Source organism: Paenibacillus senegalimassiliensis (genome assembly GCF_001486585.1).
GTDB lineage: Bacteria > Bacillota > Bacilli > Paenibacillales > Paenibacillaceae > Fontibacillus > Fontibacillus senegalimassiliensis.
The window spans coordinates 255,857-276,028 of sequence record NZ_LN909044.1; the positions used below are offsets into that span (position 1 = coordinate 255,857).

The 20,172-nt window shown below is 50.5% G+C and carries 20 protein-coding genes; 6 read left to right on the forward strand and 14 right to left on the reverse strand.

From position 1 onward, the window contains the following. Positions 1–362 precede the first annotated feature (362 nt). From BN3279_RS06940 to BN3279_RS06955, 4 genes are all read right to left on the reverse strand, one after another. Positions 363–1,340, reverse strand: a complete 978-nt coding sequence (locus BN3279_RS06940; protein ID WP_059049915.1) for a diaminopimelate dehydrogenase — start codon at positions 1,338–1,340, stop codon at positions 363–365. 109 nt (positions 1,341–1,449) lie between these two features. Further along, positions 1,450–2,643, reverse strand: a complete 1,194-nt coding sequence (locus BN3279_RS06945; RefSeq protein ID WP_059049916.1) for an SLC45 family MFS transporter — start codon at positions 2,641–2,643, stop codon at positions 1,450–1,452. Between the two features lie 4 nt (positions 2,644–2,647). Next, the gene (locus BN3279_RS06950) at positions 2,648–3,385 is read right to left on the reverse strand and encodes a glycerophosphodiester phosphodiesterase (protein ID WP_059050473.1); all 738 of its coding nucleotides are present in this window, start codon (positions 3,383–3,385) and stop codon (positions 2,648–2,650) included. A gap of 183 nt (positions 3,386–3,568) precedes the next feature. Further along, a complete protein-coding gene (locus tag BN3279_RS06955; protein WP_059049917.1) occupies positions 3,569–4,135 on the reverse strand; it encodes a flavodoxin family protein in 567 nt (188 codons plus the stop codon). Positions 4,136–4,401: 266 nt separating this feature from the next. On the opposite strand from BN3279_RS06955, the gene BN3279_RS06960 reads away from it, so the two are divergent. The 3 genes from BN3279_RS06960 (at position 4,402) to BN3279_RS06970 (ending at position 6,884) form a co-directional block, all read left to right on the forward strand. Then, positions 4,402–4,626, forward strand: a complete 225-nt coding sequence (locus BN3279_RS06960) for a PspC domain-containing protein (RefSeq protein ID WP_059049918.1) — start codon at positions 4,402–4,404, stop codon at positions 4,624–4,626. A gap of 47 nt (positions 4,627–4,673) precedes the next feature. Further along, positions 4,674–5,354 (forward strand): PspA/IM30 family protein, encoded by a 681-nt coding sequence (locus BN3279_RS06965; RefSeq protein WP_059049919.1) that lies wholly within the window; start codon positions 4,674–4,676, stop codon positions 5,352–5,354. A 75-nt stretch (positions 5,355–5,429) separates the two neighbouring features. After that, positions 5,430–6,884: a serine hydrolase domain-containing protein gene (locus tag BN3279_RS06970; protein ID WP_059049920.1), complete on the forward strand. Its 1,455-nt coding sequence runs from the start codon at positions 5,430–5,432 to the stop codon at positions 6,882–6,884. An 80-nt stretch (positions 6,885–6,964) separates the two neighbouring features. On the opposite strand, the gene BN3279_RS06975 is transcribed toward BN3279_RS06970, so the two are convergent. The 9 genes from BN3279_RS06975 to BN3279_RS07020 form a co-directional block, all read right to left on the reverse strand. Beyond that, entirely contained in the window at positions 6,965–7,900 is a 936-nt protein-coding gene (locus BN3279_RS06975; protein ID WP_059049921.1) for an SPFH domain-containing protein, read from the reverse strand. After that, the gene (locus BN3279_RS06980; RefSeq protein WP_059049922.1) at positions 7,900–8,334 is read right to left on the reverse strand and encodes an NfeD family protein; all 435 of its coding nucleotides are present in this window, start codon (positions 8,332–8,334) and stop codon (positions 7,900–7,902) included. Before BN3279_RS06980 ends, BN3279_RS06975 begins: the two co-directional genes overlap by 1 nt. Positions 8,335–8,557: 223 nt before the next feature. Beyond that, on the reverse strand, positions 8,558–9,247 hold the full coding sequence (locus BN3279_RS06985; protein WP_059049923.1) for a hypothetical protein: 690 nt from the start codon (positions 9,245–9,247) through the stop codon (positions 8,558–8,560). Then, on the reverse strand, positions 9,244–9,792 hold the full coding sequence (locus tag BN3279_RS06990) for a hypothetical protein (protein ID WP_059049924.1): 549 nt from the start codon (positions 9,790–9,792) through the stop codon (positions 9,244–9,246). The genes BN3279_RS06985 and BN3279_RS06990 overlap by 4 nt, the downstream gene beginning before the upstream one ends. After that, positions 9,789–11,273 carry a type IV pilus biogenesis protein PilM gene (pilM, locus tag BN3279_RS24520; protein ID WP_082672969.1) on the reverse strand — a complete coding sequence of 495 codons (1,485 nt, stop codon included), beginning with the start codon at positions 11,271–11,273 and terminating at the stop codon, positions 9,789–9,791. The genes BN3279_RS06990 and pilM overlap by 4 nt, the downstream gene beginning before the upstream one ends. Next, entirely contained in the window at positions 11,273–11,722 is a 450-nt protein-coding gene (locus BN3279_RS07005; RefSeq protein WP_059049927.1) for a prepilin-type N-terminal cleavage/methylation domain-containing protein, read from the reverse strand. The genes pilM and BN3279_RS07005 overlap by 1 nt, the downstream gene beginning before the upstream one ends. A 24-nt stretch (positions 11,723–11,746) precedes the next feature. Then, entirely contained in the window at positions 11,747–12,955 is a 1,209-nt protein-coding gene (locus BN3279_RS07010) for a type II secretion system F family protein (RefSeq protein WP_059049928.1), read from the reverse strand. 31 nt (positions 12,956–12,986) lie between these two features. Further along, positions 12,987–14,039 carry a type IV pilus twitching motility protein PilT gene (locus BN3279_RS07015; RefSeq protein ID WP_059049929.1) on the reverse strand — a complete coding sequence of 351 codons (1,053 nt, stop codon included), beginning with the start codon at positions 14,037–14,039 and terminating at the stop codon, positions 12,987–12,989. Continuing rightward, on the reverse strand, positions 14,036–15,667 hold the full coding sequence (locus tag BN3279_RS07020) for a GspE/PulE family protein (RefSeq protein ID WP_059050474.1): 1,632 nt from the start codon (positions 15,665–15,667) through the stop codon (positions 14,036–14,038). Before BN3279_RS07020 ends, BN3279_RS07015 begins: the two co-directional genes overlap by 4 nt. Before the next feature lie 344 nt (positions 15,668–16,011). On the opposite strand from BN3279_RS07020, the gene BN3279_RS07025 reads away from it, so the two are divergent. From BN3279_RS07025 to BN3279_RS07035, 3 genes are read left to right on the forward strand one after another with little or no spacing between them, the layout of a single operon-like run. Then, positions 16,012–16,500 (forward strand): type IV pilus modification PilV family protein, encoded by a 489-nt coding sequence (locus BN3279_RS07025; protein ID WP_059049930.1) that lies wholly within the window; start codon positions 16,012–16,014, stop codon positions 16,498–16,500. Next, a complete protein-coding gene (locus tag BN3279_RS07030; protein ID WP_059049931.1) occupies positions 16,497–16,988 on the forward strand; it encodes a hypothetical protein in 492 nt (163 codons plus the stop codon). Before BN3279_RS07025 ends, BN3279_RS07030 begins: the two co-directional genes overlap by 4 nt. A gap of 11 nt (positions 16,989–16,999) precedes the next feature. Then, positions 17,000–18,265, forward strand: a complete 1,266-nt coding sequence (locus BN3279_RS07035; protein WP_059049932.1) for a hypothetical protein — start codon at positions 17,000–17,002, stop codon at positions 18,263–18,265. 427 nt (positions 18,266–18,692) lie between these two features. On the opposite strand, the gene BN3279_RS07040 is transcribed toward BN3279_RS07035, so the two are convergent. After that, positions 18,693–20,084, reverse strand: a complete 1,392-nt coding sequence (locus BN3279_RS07040; RefSeq protein WP_059049933.1) for an L-cystine transporter — start codon at positions 20,082–20,084, stop codon at positions 18,693–18,695. Positions 20,085–20,172 lie beyond the last annotated feature (88 nt).

Here is a 20,172-nt window from a genome sequence, read left to right on the forward strand (position 1 = left end):
GATCAAAAGTTCGTGGCCGAGGATACCCTCCCCGACCACGATCTTGAAGCATCTTATTTAAGGTTCTATTTGACGCGCAAGCTTCCCTCTCCTACTTATGGGGAAAAACTCCCGTTAAATCGCTCATATCTGCCAGAGATCGGGATTTATAGGGATTTCCTCATGCTAATATTTGTGAAATGGTCGATTTTGGGGTAACACGCCAAAATTAACATGAGAATTTCCCGCTAAATATGATATTTGGTGAAATAAAGGCGAATTAGCAGGAGGATTTCCTGTTAAAGAGCGTTAAAGGTATATTCGTTGTTTGACTGCAAGAAACCTGCTACGGAAGCCTATACTTCCCCGGCTAAAATCTTTCTCTACAGCAGTTCTTTGCGTAGTTGCTCGGGGGACTTGGGCGACAACAAGCCAAACGGAATGTCGAACACCGTTCTGGCCCCGGATTGTCCGGATTGAGACAGCTTGTAGGCCGCACGAGCATAAGCTACCAATACACTGGCCGTAAATTCCGGATTACTGTCCAGCTTCAGGCTGAACTCGATAATTTGCGTGCTGTTCTCGCCGGTACGTCCGCTTCTCAACACGTTCCCGCCGTGAGGCATGGTGGAATGGCTGGCTTTGAGCTCTTCTTCGCTAATGAAGTGAACGGTGGTATCATAGTCAGCGAAATAATTAGGCATCGATTTGATTTCTTGCTCAATCTTGGCCAAATCTGCCCCTTCTTCCGCAACAACATAACATTCGCGCAGATGCTTGTCCTTCGTTGACAGCTCGGGATTCTCGCCTGAACGCACCCGCTCAACAGCAGATTCAACAGGAATGGTGTATTGCACCCCGTTCTTGACTCCATTTACCCGCCGAATCGCATCCGAGTGACCTTGGCTGACGCCCTTGCCCCAGAACGTATACTCCTTACCTTCCGGCAACACGGACTGAGCTAATAACCGATTCAACGAGAACAAGCCGGGGTCCCATCCGGTCGAGATTACACTTACCGTACCTGCTTTCGTCGCCACTTCATTAACCCGCTCAAAATATTCGGGAATCTTGGCATGCGTGTCAAAACTGTCGACCGTGTTGAACAGCGCAGCCATTTCAGGTCCCTGCTCTGGCAAATCCGTAGCGGAACCGCCGCATAAGATCAAAACATCGATCTCATTTTTAAATTTCTCAATATCGGAAATGTGTACGACGCCGCTTGCTGCCGCCACATGATCAGGGTTTCTCCGCGAGAAAATCGCCTTCAATTCGAAATCCGGGTTCTGTCTCAACGCGAGTTCCACACCTCGCCCCAAATTTCCATACCCTACAATCCCCACTTTAATCGTTGCTGTCACACCATTTCCTCCTCAACATGTCAGGTTTTTTCTATTGTAGCTTACCCTCGGCTATTTTTAAATAGCTAACAACGAAGGTATGACATGTTGTGCCAGCAATATAACAGAATTATGTCGAGCTTACCGCCTTACGTTCTGAATCCACGGCCAGCAGACAGAGCAGAGCGAGCAGCATGCCCACGGAAGCACTGACGAACAATGCCGGGTAGCCAAAGGCGTCAATAAGCCAGCCGAGTAGTGGCGGAGAGGTGATAGCTGCCAAGGATGAGACGAAATAGTAGATTCCCGTACGCGTCCCAATACTCTCTTCCCGCCCTGTAGCTACAATCCAAGGGTAAGAATTAATATTAATGCATGCCCAAAATATACCACCAATAATCAGGAGCACACGCAGCCATAGAACTGATTCAATAAACACCAGCGTGCCGAAGGTAAGAAATAATCCTGTTACTCCAATGGAGATAATCGCTTTCTTCCCGAACTTGGCCCCCAGCCATCCGCTAGGCAATGCGAACACCAGGAAGGCCAGCGAGAAGAATGTCAGAGAAAAGGAAGCTGCCCCATCGCTCATCCCCAACCGTTTGGTCCCGTAAAGAGTAAACAACGCCTCTACCCCTTGATAGGATACAAACCAGAAGAAAATAGCTCCCAGGATCAACAGCGTTGTCTTGTCCAACTGCTCCTTGATTCTTATGGGCTTTAAAGGAGCCGGAGTAACAGCTTGTCCCACCTGACTCGCAGCCCGTGTAACAGGCTCCCTTACGTTCATCTTGAGTACAATCAGACAGCCGAGCATCACTACCCCCGCGAACAGAAACGGCACGTACGAGCCTAGCCCGTACAACTTAGATCCGACGCCAAAGGCCAGCACCGAGCCAATGCCGCCCATAAAGTTGATGACCCCATTGGCTTTCGTTCGTTCTTGCTCTGGCGTAATATCCGGCATCAGCGCGACCGTAGGCGCCCGAAAGATGCTCATCGACAAATTCATCAGCACCATGAACAGAACCAGCGTGAGCAGGCCCGTATGCCACGGTATCAACGAAGCAAAGACCGCTCCAAGCGGCATACCAATGAGCAGATAAGGCATGCGCCGTCCAAATCGAGTGGTGGTCTTATCGCTGCGATGTCCAATCCATGGCTGCAATACTATGGCAAAATAATTATCTATGGTCATCATAAACCCGATCATAGCGGCACTCTTCAAATAATTGTCCAGGAATAACGGAACAAACGCATTGTACAGCGCCCAGGTCAAGCTGATGCTGAAGAAGCCAAATCCTAGCAGCCATGTTCTCTTCATCCGCTCACCCTCCTTGCTTCTGTAGCAGCTCTGCAAGGCGGTCAGGATAATCGGTGATGATGCCCGCTACCCCGGCACGCAACAAGGCCTGCATTACCTTGGGGTCATTAACTGTAAACGGGTGATAGACCACTCCAGCCGCCCGGGCCGCAACAACCAACTCTGGTACCAAGGCATATTGATAGGCGTGTAGCGCATCTGCGCCGATTCCTTTAGCATAAACCCAGGGTTCATACAGGCCTTCCATATATAAAATGCCGGTGCGTATTTCTGGAGCCAGTCTCTTGCATTCCACCAAAGAATAGTGATTGAAGCTGGAAATAATGGTTTGTCCGCTCAAGCCGAATTGACGCACGGCATCGATTACCTTTTGCTCAATGCCAGGGTACATGACAATCCCGGTCTTAAGCTCCAGATTAATAAGGATGTCCGTCCCCTTCACAAGCTCCAGCAGTTCCTCCAACGTCGGGATTTCTGCTCCCTCAAACTCCGGACTGAGCCAGCCTCCCACCTCACGCTCCTTAATTTCAGCCAGTGTGAGGTCCTTGATCCACTCCTGAGTTCCTCCCGTTCGCTGTAGCGTCTCATCATGTATCAAGACCAGATGTCCGTCCTTCGTAACCTGTACATCCGTTTCAATCCCGGTCGCCCCAAGCTCCAATGCCTTGGTAAAAGAAAGCATCGTATTCTCCGGGTAGTACCCCGATGCCCCGCGATGGGCAAAATTGATAATAGGGTTCAACACGCTCATCCTCCTAAGGATTTATCTCTCAAAATAAAATTCATCCCTATAGTATACTCCTGTATTGTAAATGCTATATTAGATGGTTCTGCAACTTTTAAAAGTAATAATAGCCTAAGGAAGCCTGCGGCGACCCTAAGCTATCGACATCGAATCTTGAATTCAGCAGGCCTTCCAGTAAGGTTAAGGCCGATGGGCCGCTACCGGTTCTGCTCTCCGCAGCTCGGCATTGAGCGCCTCTGCCTCACGGATGGCCCGGACATCGCTAAGCACTTCTCCCGGCTTGCTTCCTTTGCCAATAACATAACCCGCAAAAGGAATGCCGACAAAATCAAACGTATATTGCAATTGTTGGATCAGCGGCAGCGCCTTGACTCTGGGATTGTCGCCACCCACTACAACGACGTAGGCTTTCTTGTGCGACATCAATTCCTTAAAGTCAAACCGTACATCCCGAAGGCTTTGTGACCAGCGGTCCACGAAATTCTTAAGCAGCCCGGACGCCCCATACCAATACACCGGCGTAGCGAAGATCAGCACATCATGACTCAGCACTTCGAGAATCAAGTGGTCGTAATCATCATCTACCGGGTCAAATCCCCCCTGCTCATGACGTTGATCGTGAATCGGCTTGATCTCCATCTCCCGGAGCAGAAAATTGGTATATGGAATCCCATCCAAGACCAGCTTTGTCAACTCTTCCGTGTTGCCGCCGTCTCTTGCGCTCCCTTGTAATACTGCGATACGCATAGCACGCACTTCCCTTCCGATGTTATCCGGCGAAATTTCCCGAAATATTGTCTACTTTATTGTTATACGATGATCTTCCCTCATATGCCAACTTTTCCGGGAAAGAGCGTCGTTTCCCGCCTCAATGACCCAATCCCCGGGCGAGGTGTCAGCCCGACCAAAGTCCAGTTCACAAACCATTCTCACGCCCGTTAACCTCTGCTCTCCTTCCCGCTAGAATAGAACCATAAGCAAAAATCGGATTCACAGAAAGCGAGTGGTGTTCAATGAAGAAACTTTATCGTTCGGCTACGGACAAACAGATTAGTGGCCTATGCGGCGGATTGGCCAAATACTTCGGCACCGATACCACCGTCGTCAGACTGATCGCCGTCGTTGCTGTCTTCTTCAGCTTTGGTACGGTCGTAGCCCTATACGTAATTGGCAGTCTTCTTGTTCCCAAGGAGCCAACGGCTGGTTTTGGTCACGACGACCCTTTTTCCAGCTTTTAATGTTAATAGCCTAAATAAGAATATACAAACCCAAAGGAGAGATTATAATGAGCAGCATATTCGATCGTATTGCCAACCTGACCAAAGCTTCCCTTCATGAGGTATTGAACAAGATGGAAGATCCGGTATTGATGACTGGACAATACTTGCGCAATCTGGAAGAGGATATCGACACTGCCGAGAAAATGATTAAGGAGCAGCAAATCGCCGCTACCGTTCAGGAAAGAAAAAGCGCGGATATCGCCCATCTGGCTAAACAAAGTGAAGTCCGGGCGCTAACCGCTTTGGAGAACGGGGACGAAGTAACTGCCCGTCATGCCGCAGCCGAGAAGATTCGCTACGAGGAACAAGCTCAGCAATATGCCAACGAAGCCAAGGAAGCTCATGACCGCGTAGCCGAACTGGAAGTTCGCTTAGCCGAAGGTAAAGCTGAATATGCCCGCTTGAAGGAAAAACGCAACGAACTGGCGGCCCGGGCGCGCAAAGCTCAGGTCAAATCAGAAACCAAGCGCCCTAACTTCAGCTACGGCATTGAAAGCGGGGATGCCGCGCGCGGCTTCGAGCGTATGGAAGAGAAAATCCTGGATTGGGAGGCCCGTCAGGAGGTTGCCGGATCTGGTGCCTATTACGGATCGACAGGCAATGCAAGTGGCGATGCTACCCAATCGGCCGCGGTCAACGATGAGCTTGAGCGGTTGAAGGAGCAACTGTCCTCCCGACATTCTTAAGAAATCAGTGCGCATTTTCACTTCGAAAATGCGCACTATTCCTTTTACCTCAAAATGAACTAACGGAGAGTTTAAATGGGAAGCTTAACGAAAAAGCTTATTATTACTACAATAGCCTCACTTATCCTTGTTGTTGGATTGGCAACACGAGGGTATGCGTTACCGGCCGCGCAGTCTGAGGCAATACAAACCTTGCTGGATGATGCTCGTCGTGTATCAGGTGTACCGGGTATATCCGTTTCTATTATTGACGGAGATGAAACATTCTACTTCTCATCCGGCTTCGCAGACCGTGAAAACGGCCTGCCTGCGAGCGAAAACACTATATACGAACTGGCTTCTGTTAGCAAGGCTTTTACTAGCACGGGGATTTTATTATTGGAGGAGCAGGGATTGCTGTCCATGACAGACCCTATCCAAAACTATTTACCTTGGCTGACGCTAAAATATCAGGGCATCCCCGTTGACATGCAGACCGTTACATTGAATGATTTTCTGCACCATACCAGCGGTTTGACGAATGGGAAGCATATTCAAGGGATCCCGCAGGGTGACACGCCGGATATGTTACGCAAAACCGTAGACCTGTTAGTGGATGCTGAATTGGCATTTCTTCCCGGCGAGCAATACAGCTACGGCACTGTCAATTATGATGTATTAGGCTTGGTTATTGAGGTGGTGTCAGGCCAAAGCTACGAAAACTTTATGACTCAGCAGGTATTTCAACCTTTAGGACTACATAATACTTACGTCTATAAAGCCGATGCTCAAGCAACGGGGCAAATGGCACAAGGCTACCGAACTTCTTTTTTTATAACAACTCCATATGACGCACCTGATTATGCCGGTAACAAGCCAGCAGGATATATTATGTCAAGTGCTATGGATATGACGCGCTGGATGAATATACAGATGGGCTTTATACAGGATATACCCGAAGTGTTTAACACGATTATCCTGAAATCCCATCAGGGTGACACCTCTGTTCCGGATATCAACGGTATGTATTATGCAGCGGGATGGTCGGTAAACACCGACAGAACAATAGTTGAGCACACGGGAGGCAATCCCAATTTTGCAACACAAGTGACGATGCTACCCGATGAGCGATTTGCCGTCTGCCTGCTATCTAATAGCGCTAATACAAATATTGAGCTGGTAAAAAGTATTAAAAACATACTTGATGGAGACCTTGCTCAGTCTTATAAAATGAGTGCGCGACAAATTTTGGATATCGTACTTTCGTCGGTCACGATGATTGCTTGCCTATCGGCTGTAGCCCTTTTCCTTCTTGGATTACGTAGAAAGAAGAGGAACACGCGACAGCAAACAACAAAAAAGAGACAGCTCACATCTATGGTTTGGCTGACGGTTACTGTTGCCATGTGTATCATGTGTTGGATGTTCCCAGTATTTAGCGGTTATGATTGGTCAACGATCCTGGTGTGGCAAACCTACAGTATTCTTACCACCTTCATTTCACTGACGCTTTTGTCTATGGCGACCACCTGGCTTGTATATGTTCGCTAATATATCGCCATATATGGAGCTATAACAAAAGGCGATGCGGAGTATCCCGCATCGCCTTTTGTTTGCAATTCGTGAGTTGCTTATTTGCCGTCCTTGTTCGCTTTAAATATTTCGCCAATCGCTCCAAGGCTACCCAGCGTCTCAATCGCATTAGAAGGAATAAAGACCTTGTTCGCCGGTCCTTTAGCCACTTCTTTGAGAGCTTCAAAGGATTGGTATGCCAATACGGATTCGTTAAGCGCAGCGTCACGCAACAACTCGATCCGTGATTTCTCAGCTTCCGCAACGGCTTGAATAGCCTTCGCTTCACCCAGGGCTTCCAATTCTTGCGCTTGACGCAAACCTTCGGCTTCACGAATCCGCGCTTCCTTGTCACCTTCGGCTTTGAGGATTTTACTTTGCTTGTCACCCTCTGCACGCAAGATCATATCTTGCTTGGCCGCTTCGGCTTCAAGCACGATGGCCCGTTTATTCCGCTCGGCCTTCATTTGCTTATCCATCGCTTCTTGAATATCCAGCGGTGGCTTGATATCAATAACTTCTACGCGCTCGATCCGTACGCCCCACTTCTCCGTCGCTTCATCCAGCGCAATACGGATTTCGGTGGAGATCTTCTCCCGGCCGGACAACGTTTCGTCGAGTTCCATCTTACCGATGATTTGACGCATCGTTGCTGTCGAAATGTTACGTACCCCGTATACATAATCAGAGATTCCGTAAGTAGCCTGTTCAGGACCTACTACTTGATAAAAGATGATGGTATCGATTTGTACTTGAACGTTATCCTTGGTAATTACGGTTTGCGGTGGCACGTTCGCCTGTTGAATCCGCAAATCATGGGTATGACGCACCTGATCAATGACTGGAATCAGAATGTTCAGACCTGGTGTCAGAAGCCGATGGAACTTACCCAGTCGTTCGACGACACCCACTCTTTGTTGAGGTACGATCTTGATCGTTAACGATATGAATACAACAACTACCAGAATAACTACGACAGCAAAAGCCCAGATCATTAAATAAATTCCTCCCATCGTTCAACCTCGATTATTGTACTGCTTCGCTTCACTACCCGAACCTTATCGTCTTTGGCAAAAGAGGCGGTTGACCTGGCACTCCAGGTATCCCCTCCGACCTTGACAATGCCGAACTGACCCGACTCAATCGGCTCGACTACAACACCTTGCTGCCCTATAAGTTCTGTGCCGATATCCTTAAATCCTTTAGCTGTACGAAATTTTCTTGAAATCGGCTTCGTAAATATCGTCAGCACGATAGCCACCAAGCATCCTGCCAGAACTTGCAGGAAATAAGCTTCCGGGGCAATCCAAGCGACGAGGGCGGCTACCAGCGAGCCAATGCAGAACCATAGCATGTAGAAGGTTAAAGTCATCATTTCCAGCACAAGTATGATTCCGGCAATGATGAGCCATATCGCCCATATCTCCATTCCCTCTGTTGCACCACCTTTCCACAATATAATTATATATACGGTGACAATACCAAAAAGTATCAAGGAATGATATGGTTTTATAATAAAAAAAGCATCCTCCGGCTAGAAAGCCGAAGAATGCTTGATAAAAACACGGTTTTTTGCAAGAAAATTCCTTATTAAAGGTTATCGGTGCCGAAAACCCGATTTTTTCAAATTCGTACCTATACTCGCATACTTGCTACTGGGATTGCTCTCTGTAAAATGCCACGAGTCCCAGAGATGAAGTCTCCTTCCCAGCAGCGTCAGTACCATACGTGAAGGACCTGACGATATAGAGGCGCTCCGTCTGCTGCAACCCTTTGGAGAAGGCCTTGACGGTTGCCGCCGCCCCCCGCAGGTTCACCTGTATTCGGACCGCAGATATGCCCGCCATGCCGATCACTTCATCATCAGGTAGCTTCGTCCCTGACACGGCAGCAGATAAATCGCTTGCTACACCATCCTCTGTCGAGAACGGCTCAATCAGAGCAAATCGCTCCAGGGCAAAGCCCTCCACTTCAGTTCCCGGCGACGCTGGTACGGTCGGTTCTTCGAATACGACTTCCTCCAGCTTCACGCCTGTAGCCGCAGCGGTAAGCTGTAATTCGAGCAAGATCGCCTCCTGCCCCGGAATGGCGGGCACAGCCGCGTCCCGCTTGGCGATATCAGGGGATGCCTGCTCACCAGCCACTGCTGCACGTCTGGCCAGCACAATCGCTTCGGTCTTCTGAAGGAACTCCCGGTCCTCGGCAAATTGCTGCTCCAGATTGGTGAACTCCGCAACTACTGGTCGATATACGAAATAGTAAAATGAGCCTACTATCAGCATGACGATGGCCGCGGCCAGCACCCAGCGTCCTCCGGGAGCCATCTTCTGTTCTATATTCAAGGAGTCTCACCTGCCTGTTCCTCTATCGTCACCGGCAAAGCTGCCAGAGAGAACGTACCCACATATCCTCGTCCTGGTACTTCTACGAGAGAACGGATGCTATCCCCGCCTGCACCCGCCTGTTCTCCAAGCGTAGATACATACACACTGGCTTCCTTCAATCCAGGAAAGAGACAGGTCCAGATCAGTCCGTCCTGATCAAGCTGGACCGTCTCCAGCTTACCACCTGACTTCAAAGGGGATTGTAAGAGGTTCAGCAGCTTATTCAAATCAGGCCGCCGCTGCCGAAGCTCCTCCAGCAAGTTGGCATCAATAGGTCCTCCCCCAAGAGGGCCTATGGTTTGCAATTCCTGCTGATACGCTAGCTGCTGCTGCTCCATTTCGACCAGTGCCACGTTCAGTGAATTCGTCGCCTGACGGGTCACTACATATTCGTAGACAAAATATCCGCCAATCAGGACTCCCCCCAGCAGCAGCACCAGACCGAGTGCACGTCCTGACGAGGCAGGTCGTTCTTTGGGCGGCAGAAGGTTAATATCAATCACCGGATATCAGCCCCTCTCATCGCTAGCCCAAGTGCAATGGCATAGCTATCATGATCAGGCAGTTCAATTCCAGTGAAAAACGGGGTGAGATCCACTTCGGATACATCCGCCTGCGAGAAGGCTTCCTTCAAATGCCGAACAATCTCCGGCTTGTCCGGTACCGCTCCCACCACCACAATCCGTTGTACTCGCTCATGCCCTTCATGCAGTGTAAATTCATAAAAATTCATAATTCGCGTTACGGCGGATACGATCTCCCCGTATCTCCATGTGCCCAGCTTCTCTCCAACAGCAGGCTCTAGTGGAAAGGTGCGGACAAAATCAGGAAGCTTGTGATGATAAGTGTAAACCTCCGCTTCCTTAGGCTTAAAGTGGATCGCCATCACATTATTGGATTCTCCAAGCAACTGCCGCTGCTGCAGGATGCGCGACAGCGCAATCGTGGACAAATCCACAGCTTCCGGGCGCATCCCTGCCTCCTCCAGCGCTTGAACCCACGCCTGGATAACCGGACGCGGCACAGCAGCTACAAAGGTCAAGAGTTCGTCATCCGAGCCTTCGCTCTCCAGCCAGTGATAATCAATGACCGGGTCCTCGAAGGGCAGACGGATGCTGCTCTCGATTTCCAGATCAGTGACGCGCCGTTGCTGTCTCTTCTTGACCTTAGGCACTGTCAATAAACGAATGAAGGACTGGGCTGTCGGTGCGGCGAGACAGACCTGCTTGCCAGCCAGCCCTCTCCGGTTAGCCCAACGCTTTATCGTCTCCCCTAGCCCGGAGACATCAAGCAATCCATCCTCAGTCAGACCGGTGTCAATCGGCAGCAGACCCGCTCGCTCCACGGTACCGCGTTTTAAATTGTATTTTACATAACGAATGCCATCTTCATCGAGCGTAATTCCGATGTTGAAGGAGCGCCGTTTTAGTGAAAAATAACGTTTTGCAGATACCAATGGATGATCTCCTTTCCGTACATGTATACCGTCAGCGCGCCCGCCGCCAGGCAGGGCCCGAACGCCAGAGTCTGCCCTTTGCTGCGGCGCCCCAGAGCACGCTGCAGTAATCCAACTGCCGCCCCGGCGCTGCTGGCAAGAAACAAAGCAAGCAACACGCCGGGGAAGCCCAGCACCCAGCCGAGTACCGCGAGTAGCTTGACGTCGCCCATCCCCATCCCCCGCCCGGAGGTGAGGATGGCCAGCAGGAGCAGCACGCCCCCGCCGGTCAAAGCGCCCAGCGCGTGGTTCCACAGCTGCCTCTTCTACACCTCTGTATATGTTCGCTAATATGCGGAAGCCGTAGCGCGCGGGGACAAGGGCCTGACCTGCGGCGTCTCCCTCGCCGAAGGTCGGTGTAGCCGGGCTGCCGTCCTTGATCGGCAGCCCACGCCTCGCTACAAGGTGGCGGCCGTAGCGCGCCAACCCCGGGCCAAGCAATAAGCCGGCGACTGCGTTAGCCGCCGTCAGAAGCGCGCTCGCCGCCATTATTTACCGGCGTTCCCGCCCTTGCCCGCTCTCAATTCGGCGGCAGTGTAGCTGACTGTATCCCCACCCTGCACCACCAGGGTTACAACCGTTCCAGTACCGCTCAAGTTATCCAAATTCACGGAAGTCGAACCGGCCAGCGGGCTATCCGTCTTAGGATCGGTAGTCCCAGTTTGCATATAATTCTCAGCTTGCAGATCAGCCAAGGTGTGTGTGCCTTGAATAACGCCATTTTGCTGTGCGATGGATCTAAGCTTCGCCGCCTCCATGATTTGGTTCGCGGTCGCCGTGCGGGCATTTGCACGCGTATCGTTTAACAACCCGGTAATAATCGGCACGGCAATCGCCGCGATTACCCCGATAATTACAATGACGGCCAACAATTCGATTAAGGTAATCCCTTTTTCTTCTTCACGTAAACGTTGAATTCTTTTCATTACTAAAGTCATAATTCATTAACCTCCTAAAATTTTTTAACTAATGTTGCGGTATAAGCTCAGCATCGGAATCATGATGGAAGCCATGATGAAGCCGACGACTCCGGCCAGAATCAGAATCATGACCGGCTCAATCAGTTGTTTTAATTTGTCCACCGTGTTCTCGACATCCCGCTCGTAGAAATCCGCCACCTTGCCCAGCATAGCATCGAGTGAACCCGTCTCCTCACCGACTCGAATCATTTGCGTAACCAAGGGTGGGAACACCCAGGATTGCCGCAGCGGCTCAGATAATGGACGCCCTTGGCGCAGCGAGGACTGGCATTCACGCAGCGTAACCCCGATGACTCGGTTGCCCACCGCCTTCTCCACGATCGCCAAGGCTTGAAGCACCGGTACGGCACTGGCGAACAGGGAAGACAGGGTCCGTGTCATCTGCGCGATAGCACTCTTCCGATTGAGTATTCCGAAAACCGGGGCCTTAAGCTTGATATAGTCCCAAGCGTAGGCTCCTCGCTCCCAGCGTAGCAGCAGGTAGATAGCGGCGATGAACGCCAGTGCGCCCATCAACCAGACCCCTCCATGCTGCTCCACGCTTTGGCTAAGCGTAAGTGTGAACTGGGTAATGGCTGGTAAATCCCCGCCAAGCTCAGCAAACATGGACTGAAACCGGGGAATCATAAATTTCAGCAAGAACACAATGACCAGCACCGCCATAATCGCTACAATTAATGGGTAGGTCATCGCTGATTTTACTTTTTCCCGGGTCACATGCGCTTTCTCAAAATAGATAGCTAATCGTTCAAGCGATTCTTCCATCCCGCCTGACTCTTCTCCGGCATGAACCATATGGACGAAGATCGAGGGAAAGATACGCGGATAAGCGGAGACGGCTACAGAGAATGCACTCCCCTTCCGCAGCTCGGAGGCAATCTCCGACAACGTCTTTTGCAGTGCCTTGCTCTCCGACTGCTCCGCCAGAATCGCCGTAGCCTCCACAATGGAAATGCCCGCCTTGATCATGGTGGCGAATTGGCGGCAGAACACAGCGAACTGTTCATTTTTAACCGGGCGTCCAATATAAAAATCTTTATTCCATACGGTCTCGCGCTTCTCGCGAAGCCCCGTTACGATTAATTGCTGCCTCTTCAGTTCGGCCAGGGCAGTCGCCCTGTCAGGAGCCTGCAATTGACCACGCCGGGCCTTGCCTCCGCTCTCCCTACCCTGATATACGTACTGCGGCATTCAACATCTGTCCTTCCGCTTATCACATCTCTTATTCGGTTAAATACAACCGGGCCGCAGCTTCGTCCACGACTTCCCGTTGCAGCAAGTCTCGCAGACTCATCTCCAGGGTGTGCATGCCCAACTGATAGTTGGTCTGCATGACGCTTTTGATCTGATGCACCTTCTCCGATCGGATCAAATTGGCGACAGCCGGCGGGTTGAGCAGCACCTCCGTTGCACATATCCGTCCCTTGCCCCCGCGTGTGGGCAGCAAGCGCTGCGAAAGAATCACCAGCAACACCGAGGCCAATTGAATGCGGATCTGCGCCTGCTGGGATGGAGGAAAAGCATCGATAATCCGGTCAATCGTCTGCGGGGCATCAGCCGTGTGAAGGGTCGCCAGTACGAGGTGTCCCGTCTCTGCGGCAGTAATGGCCGTTCGAATGGTCTCCGGATCGCGCATCTCTCCGACCATAATAATGTCCGGGTCCTGACGGAGAGCTGCACGCAGACCATTGTCGAACGACTGGGTATCCAGACCAACCTCCCGCTGATTAATCATCGATTTGTCATGGCGGTGCAAATATTCAATCGGGTCCTCCAGGGTCACAATATGCTTGCGCTCCGTGTGGTTAATATGATCAATAAGCGAAGCCAAGGTCGTGGACTTGCCGCTGCCGGTAGGACCGGTAACGAGAAAAAGCCCCTGTGGCTTCTGTGCTAGCTTAAGAAGAACGTGAGGCAAATTCAACGTGGCAAAATCCGGCACTGAGGGCGATATGACGCGGGCCGCAATGCTAATGGAACCTCGTTGCCTGAATACATTGATGCGAAATCTTGAAATTCCGGGTACACCGTAAGAAAAATCAAGTTCGCCTTTTTCCATAAATTTTTCATATTGCGATTCATTCAGCAGCTCCTGGACGATTTGCTCCAGCTCGGAGGCTGGCAAGGCTGCTTCATCCAGTGGCTGCAGGGCCCCGTCGATGCGCAGCACCGGCGGCGAATTAACGGTGACGTGCAGATCAGACGCCCCCGAAGCGAACGCCTTCTCCAACAGTCCGATAAACATTTTATAAGCTGTAAGGTTGTCCCGACTCATCGCTCCTCCTCTTCTACTTCCCGAATGATTTCCTGTAAGGTAGTTTGTCCTTCCAACACCTTTTGAATTCCATCCGCAAATAGAGAGGTCATTCCCTCCGCTTTGGCCAAGGCTCGAAGCTCATGAATCGACTGCCCGTGAGCGATAGCCGAACGCAGCTCATCGCTGATTAGCAACGCTTCGTGCACCGCCATCCGGCCACGATAGCCGCTCTTCCCGCAAGTCCCGCAGCCTGTGCCGTGATAAAGCTTGTCCGCTTTTAGCCCCAGCCGCTCCAAATAAAGCTGCTCCTGCACATCCGGCGTATACGAAGTCTTGCAATCGGGGCAAACGCAGCGTACCAGCCGCTGAGCTACGATTCCGACCACCGAGGAGGCGATCAGATAAGGCTCGATGCCCATATCACGCAAGCGCACGACAGTGCTTACTGCATCGTTGGTATGCAGCGTGGAGAAGACAAGATGGCCTGTGAGCGACGCTCGCACAGCAATCTCAGCCGTCTCCAGATCGCGAATTTCACCGACCATCACGATGTTAGGGTCCTGACGCAGGATGGACCGCAGCCCTTTGGCGAAGGTTAACCCCGCCGCCGGATGGACCTGCATCTGGTTAATGCCGTCTAGCATATATTCCACCGGATCTTCCACGGTGATAATGTTCATTTCCTCCCGATTCACGTGCTGAAGCGCGGAGTAGAGGGTTGTTGTCTTACCGCTGCCCGTAGGCCCTGTCAACAATACCATGCCATGCCGCTTCTCGATCATTCGCTTGAAGAGGCCTAACGTGTGTCCGGTCATGCCCAGCTTGTCCAGCCCCTTGACGCCTCCGGCAAGATCGAGCAATCTCATTACGATCTTCTCTCCGTGCACCGTAGGAAGGGTAGACAAGCGAATATCGATGGGCTTGCCGTCCACCGATAGCTTGATTCGGCCATCCTGCGGCAGCCTTCTCTCTGCGATGTTCAGGTTGCCCAAAATCTTCAGCCTAGCCGTTATGACGCCCTGCATCGATTTGGGAATCGAACGCTCGCTTCGCAGCCGACCGTCGATGCGGTAACGAATCGTTAGTTCACTGTCCGTAGGGTCAACGTGAATATCACTGGCCCCCATACGTACAGCTTGCTCAATCATCTGCTGAACCAGCCGGACTACTGGAGAATCCTCGCCCAGATTGACGACATCTTCACCGTCTGTCTGCACGCTGCCTTCCGCCAGATCCTTGATCATATCGTTCATGGAACCCTGCAACCCGTACAATCTGGCAATCCCCCGCTGCAACTCGCCGCGGGAAATGATAGCCGGCTCGATGGTAAAACCCGTGCTCATTCTCAGATCGTCGATGATAAACAAGTCGAGTGGATCGGTCATCGCCACCATCAGCTTCCGCCCCTCCATACGAATAGGCAGAACCTGGTAACGCTTCGCCATTTGCTCCGGGATGACCTGGCTTAATTTGGCATCGACCTGAAATCTTGACAAAGTAACATGCGGAATGCCAAGCTGAAATTCCAACACCTCGATGAGCTGATGCTCTGTCAGAGCGCCTTGCGTCAGCAATACGTCACCGAGTTTTTTTCGGGTGCGTTGCTGTTCCTCCAGAGCCATTTGCAGTTCCTGCTCCGATATCATTCCGGATTCCAGTAGAAGTTCACCTAATCTCTTCTTGATCGTGTACACAGTTCACCTCTCATCCCGTTGGCATTTTTGCAACTTCCCAGTTTGACTTTTTTGCGTTGAAGGCTGATTATATATATAGTTCTTTAGAACCAATGTCTACAGCGCTTATCATTGTACAATACGGTGTCACATAATACCAACGCGCCGCAGCACATAAACGATTATATACCTTTCGTTCAGGCGGCGCCATTCCTTTTTATAGTAAAATATACCTAGTCACCATAACTCGACACAACTCGCCATCAAATAACACAAATCCGCTATTTCCCAACCTATTTGAAAGCGAGAGGATTCTCTTGAAGGATGCCCAAAAACGTAAAAAACCTTCCCTTCGACAAGCCCTGCATCGGGAAGAAGGGCTGACGCTTATCGAAATTGCTGTGGCCTTGGTGATTCTCTCCATCGTCAGTCTGTTCCTCCTGTCCTTCTTTACGAATAGCGCCTCGCAAAGCAAACTGACGAATCAACGGTTGTCTGCCGGTCACTTGGCCAACGCCAGATTGCACGAAGTCCAGTCTTTGCCCTTCTCAGAATTGCAAGCCAGAGCCACATGTAGTCAGGGCTCACTTCCTGATCAGAGCCAGGACATCTATCTGCTGAAGACCGAGGTTTGCAGCAGTAGTTCTAAATATACGGCCAATCCGGATATTTTGTACATATCCGTAACGGCCTATTGGCTACCCGCGCGCCCGGGACAAAGTACAGAATTTAGGCATAAAGTCTCCGTTACAGGCGCGGTCAAGAAGGACTATGCCTTATCAGGGAATGGAGGGAACGAGGAATGAAGACACGTTGGCAGTTCGCTTCACGGGAAGAGGGAATTACCCTGGTTGAGCTACTTGCCGTTCTCGTCTTGGCCGGTTTGTTAACCCTTCTTGTCTCCAGCGTGCTTAGTTCCTCCTTCTTTGCCCTGGATCGCATCACCCGGGAAACGCAACTACGCAATGAGGCCGTTACATTAAGCTCGGCTTTGCAGATCAAACTAAAGAACACCGTATCGGTGGGCGGGACAAGCTCCGGCAACTTCACTCAATTCCAAGCCGAGTTGGCCACAGATCCGCTGACGGAAGCAACACGCCCGATTCACATTAGCCTGGACGGGGATCGCCTGAGCATCGATGGCGTTCCCTTTAGCAAGGACACTCTTAGCTTGAGTGGCACTTACTTTACCAAGGGCGCAAGCGATTTACAATTGCATTTGAAAGTCGCTTTGGCTGGTGAGCCCAACGTAGAACCTATTTATCTCTTCGTTTCTATTAAACTGTTATCGTGAGGTGTAAGACCATGAAGGGGTTAACTGCGGCACGTCAGGAGCAAGGTTATGCTCTTATATCCGTTTTGCTTTTGCTCGTCATTATCATGGTAATTGGCATGCTGGCGATGGAGACGGTCACCAACTCCCAGGGGATGGTCAACGTCTCCGAGGATATTATTACGGCACAAGCAGACGGTGATACCAAATTACAGCTCAAACTTTCGCAGCTTCGCGCGGCAATTATGGCACTGAAGGACGCGGAACGAGTAACGCTGGATACAGTACGAGAAGTTGCCGCTCCTTTTGTTGAAGCGGGCAGTGTCACACTGGACGAAGAGAACCACAAATATATTGCCGTTGTCGCAGCGGAAGGGATATCGAATGAAATCAAGCAAGTGTATCGACGCAAAGTAGAAGTTACTCTAACCTACAATCCCGGTAATTTCCCGCCAGGATCGGAGATGGGAGATTATGCTCTCGTTAGTCAAGGTTCCATGAATTTGAACGGCGCCCTGATTAACGGCAGCGTCTATTCCTCCGGGTCCCTGACCAATAACAACTCCACGATATCCGGGACCATTGTAGGTCCAGGCCAGCCATTCCCACCAGATACTCCTCTTCCCGGCCGAGTGGAGGTGGCTGCCATCGTCAGCAGGATGGATCAAGAGATTCGTTCCTCGAAGGCGGCCTTGTTTGCAGCCAAGCCTGAACCCCTTGGGTTTGAGGTACGAAACAACCAACAGTTCGCTGACTCGGTAGCCTTGAATTCACTAAAGCTGATGTCAGGGGTAACCTTAAGCGTGGATGGAGACCTGCTTATCAACGGAGAAGTCACGCTGGAAGCCAACGCTTCCATCGAAGTCAGTGGTGTCCTGTACATTAATGGCAGCTTGCTCATTAATGGGGGGAATCAGACGAAGCTCAAAGCCAGTCTGGTGCGCGTAAATGGACGAACCAATATGAACAGTCAACCTACCCTGACGATTACCGGAGACCTGTATACCCATGAATTGGAGGCTAATGGAACACTGCTAGCCAACCGCATTTATGCCAACGGCAGCGTGAACAGCTCGCTTAATGGGAGCAACCAATTCGCCTTATTCGCTGCCGGATCGATTAATCTGAATAACGGTTCCGCGGCCTCCATCCTGACAGGTTCGATTTATGCCAATGGGTCACTAACAGTAAACGGTAACCAGAAGGTGACGATAAATGGCGGTGCCGGAGGTACTCCTGGCAATCCCGACAAGCCTTCAGACATACGCTTTGAGGAGAAAGGAATTGCGATTATGTAAAGGAAGACAAAAAAAGATGCTCCTCCAGCCTAAAGCTTGGAGAAACACCTGACATTTTATAATTTGTCACTCTATTATAGCTTAACGATTCTGATTCTCATCTACTGTTTTAAAAAAATAACAAACCCCATACGAAATAAGGCAAATCCCAATGAGTAAGAAAACACTTTTCACAATAAAATAAGCGATATAATAATTACCTTGATAGGAAGAATTTTGGAGATAATTAGCAACATAATTAGGGATATACAGTATGACTAATCCAGTAATTATTTTAACTAGACTAATAAAAAATTTGATAATTCATACACCCCGTTCTGTTATAACTGGATTTAACGATTGCCAATGTATTCTGCCGTTCCCTCCAAGCCCAGAAGCGCTAATCAGGCGATATCCAAGCTGGAAAGGAACGGCTTTATTTTAGGGATTAAACGGAAACGGTATCTAAATCAGCATTGCGCTTAAATACTTCAGGGTCATTCTCGCCAAGCACCTTACCGGTAATGACGCCGGCAGTAATGGAGCCATTGACGTTCAACGCGGTTCTGCCCATATCGATCAGTGGCTCTACGGAAATTAGCAAGCCCGCCAACGCCACTGGCAGATTCATCGTCGATAATACAATCAGCGAAGCAAAGGTTGCTCCACCGCCAACCCCGGCCACCCCGAAGGAGCTAATGACCACAACAAGGATCAAGGTGAGAATGAAACTCCAGCTTAATGGGTCAATGCCAACTGTCGGCGCGATCATAATCGCAAGCATGGCCGGATAAACCCCGGCGCAGCCATTTTGCCCAATCGTAGCTCCAAAAGAGGCTGACAGATTGGCAATCCCATCAGATACGCCAAGACGCTTGGTTTGTGTCTCTACGTTCAGCGGAATAGCCGCCGCACTGGAACGCGAGGTGAAAGCAAACACCAAGGTTGGCAACACCTTGCGCAGATATTGCACCGGGTTATAGTTGAAAATAGCCAGCAGGATCAGATGGATGATAAACATCACGATCAAGGCTACATAAGAGGCCCCTACAAACTTGATCAGCTTTAGGATTTCTTCCGCATTCGTCGTGGCCGTTACATTCGTAATTAATGCCAGGATACCATAAGGTGTCAGGCGCAATACCAACGTAACAATGCGCATAACCACGCCGTACACAGCCTCTACCATTTTACGGAACATGTCGGCTTGCTCAGGCTTCTTCTTATCCAGCCCCAGCACGGCCACGCCGATGAAGGCGGAGAAAATCACAACAGCCAGCGTAGATGTGCTGCGTGCTCCTGTCATATCAGCAAACGGATTAGTAGGAATGAAGTCGAGCACCTGCTGTGGAATGGTCTTGCCTTCCACGGTTCCCAGCCGCTCTTCCAGGGCTACTCCACGTTTCTGCTCCCGTTCCCCCGCTTCAATCTCTATGGCCTTGAGATCAAAGGTCAAGGTGGTTACGATACTCACCGCAGCAGCTATTGCCGTTGTAATCAACAGAATGGCGATGATCAGACCGCTCATTTTACCCAGATTCTGCTTGCCCTTCAAATTCATAATGGCTGAAATGATCGATACCATAATTAATGGAATGACCACCATTTGCAACAAGCCTACATATCCACGTCCCGCCAGGTTAAACCAATCTGTGGACTTGGAGATTACCTCAGAGCCCGCTCCATACGCCAGTTGCAGGATGACACCAAACACAAGCCCAAGTCCCAGTCCTGTAAACACCCGCTTTGTAAAAGAAATATGCTTCTTCTGCATCCATACCAGAACACCGATAAGCACTAGCATAACCGCTACATTAATGATGATACGCAACGTATCCATGACTGCACTCTCCCCCTGTATAACGTCTTACATTATTATTCGCTTGCCTTCGGACTTTATGCCCGAATTCAAAAGCACAAAATGTATA

Coding starts and splice junctions, on each gene's coding strand:
- BN3279_RS07010 (WP_059049928.1), bottom strand. CDS start 12,955: ATGCCGCAGTACGTATATCAGGGTAGGGAGAGCGGAGGCAAGGCCCGG.
- BN3279_RS06960 (WP_059049918.1), top strand. CDS start 4,402: ATGAAGAAACTTTATCGTTCGGCTACGGACAAACAGATTAGTGGCCTA.
- BN3279_RS07040 (WP_059049933.1), bottom strand. CDS start 20,084: ATGGATACGTTGCGTATCATCATTAATGTAGCGGTTATGCTAGTGCTT.
- BN3279_RS07035 (WP_059049932.1), top strand. CDS start 17,000: ATGAAGGGGTTAACTGCGGCACGTCAGGAGCAAGGTTATGCTCTTATA.
- BN3279_RS06955 (WP_059049917.1), bottom strand. CDS start 4,135: ATGCGTATCGCAGTATTACAAGGGAGCGCAAGAGACGGCGGCAACACG.
- pilM (WP_082672969.1), bottom strand. CDS start 11,273: ATGGCGGCGAGCGCGCTTCTGACGGCGGCTAACGCAGTCGCCGGCTTA.
- BN3279_RS07030 (WP_059049931.1), top strand. CDS start 16,497: ATGAAGACACGTTGGCAGTTCGCTTCACGGGAAGAGGGAATTACCCTG.
- BN3279_RS07020 (WP_059050474.1), bottom strand. CDS start 15,667: ATGATATCGGAGCAGGAACTGCAAATGGCTCTGGAGGAACAGCAACGC.
- BN3279_RS07005 (WP_059049927.1), bottom strand. CDS start 11,722: ATGACTTTAGTAATGAAAAGAATTCAACGTTTACGTGAAGAAGAAAAA.
- BN3279_RS06980 (WP_059049922.1), bottom strand. CDS start 8,334: ATGGAGATATGGGCGATATGGCTCATCATTGCCGGAATCATACTTGTG.
- BN3279_RS07015 (WP_059049929.1), bottom strand. CDS start 14,039: ATGAGTCGGGACAACCTTACAGCTTATAAAATGTTTATCGGACTGTTG.
- BN3279_RS06970 (WP_059049920.1), top strand. CDS start 5,430: ATGGGAAGCTTAACGAAAAAGCTTATTATTACTACAATAGCCTCACTT.
- BN3279_RS06945 (WP_059049916.1), bottom strand. CDS start 2,643: ATGAAGAGAACATGGCTGCTAGGATTTGGCTTCTTCAGCATCAGCTTG.
- BN3279_RS06975 (WP_059049921.1), bottom strand. CDS start 7,900: ATGATCTGGGCTTTTGCTGTCGTAGTTATTCTGGTAGTTGTTGTATTC.
- BN3279_RS06965 (WP_059049919.1), top strand. CDS start 4,674: ATGAGCAGCATATTCGATCGTATTGCCAACCTGACCAAAGCTTCCCTT.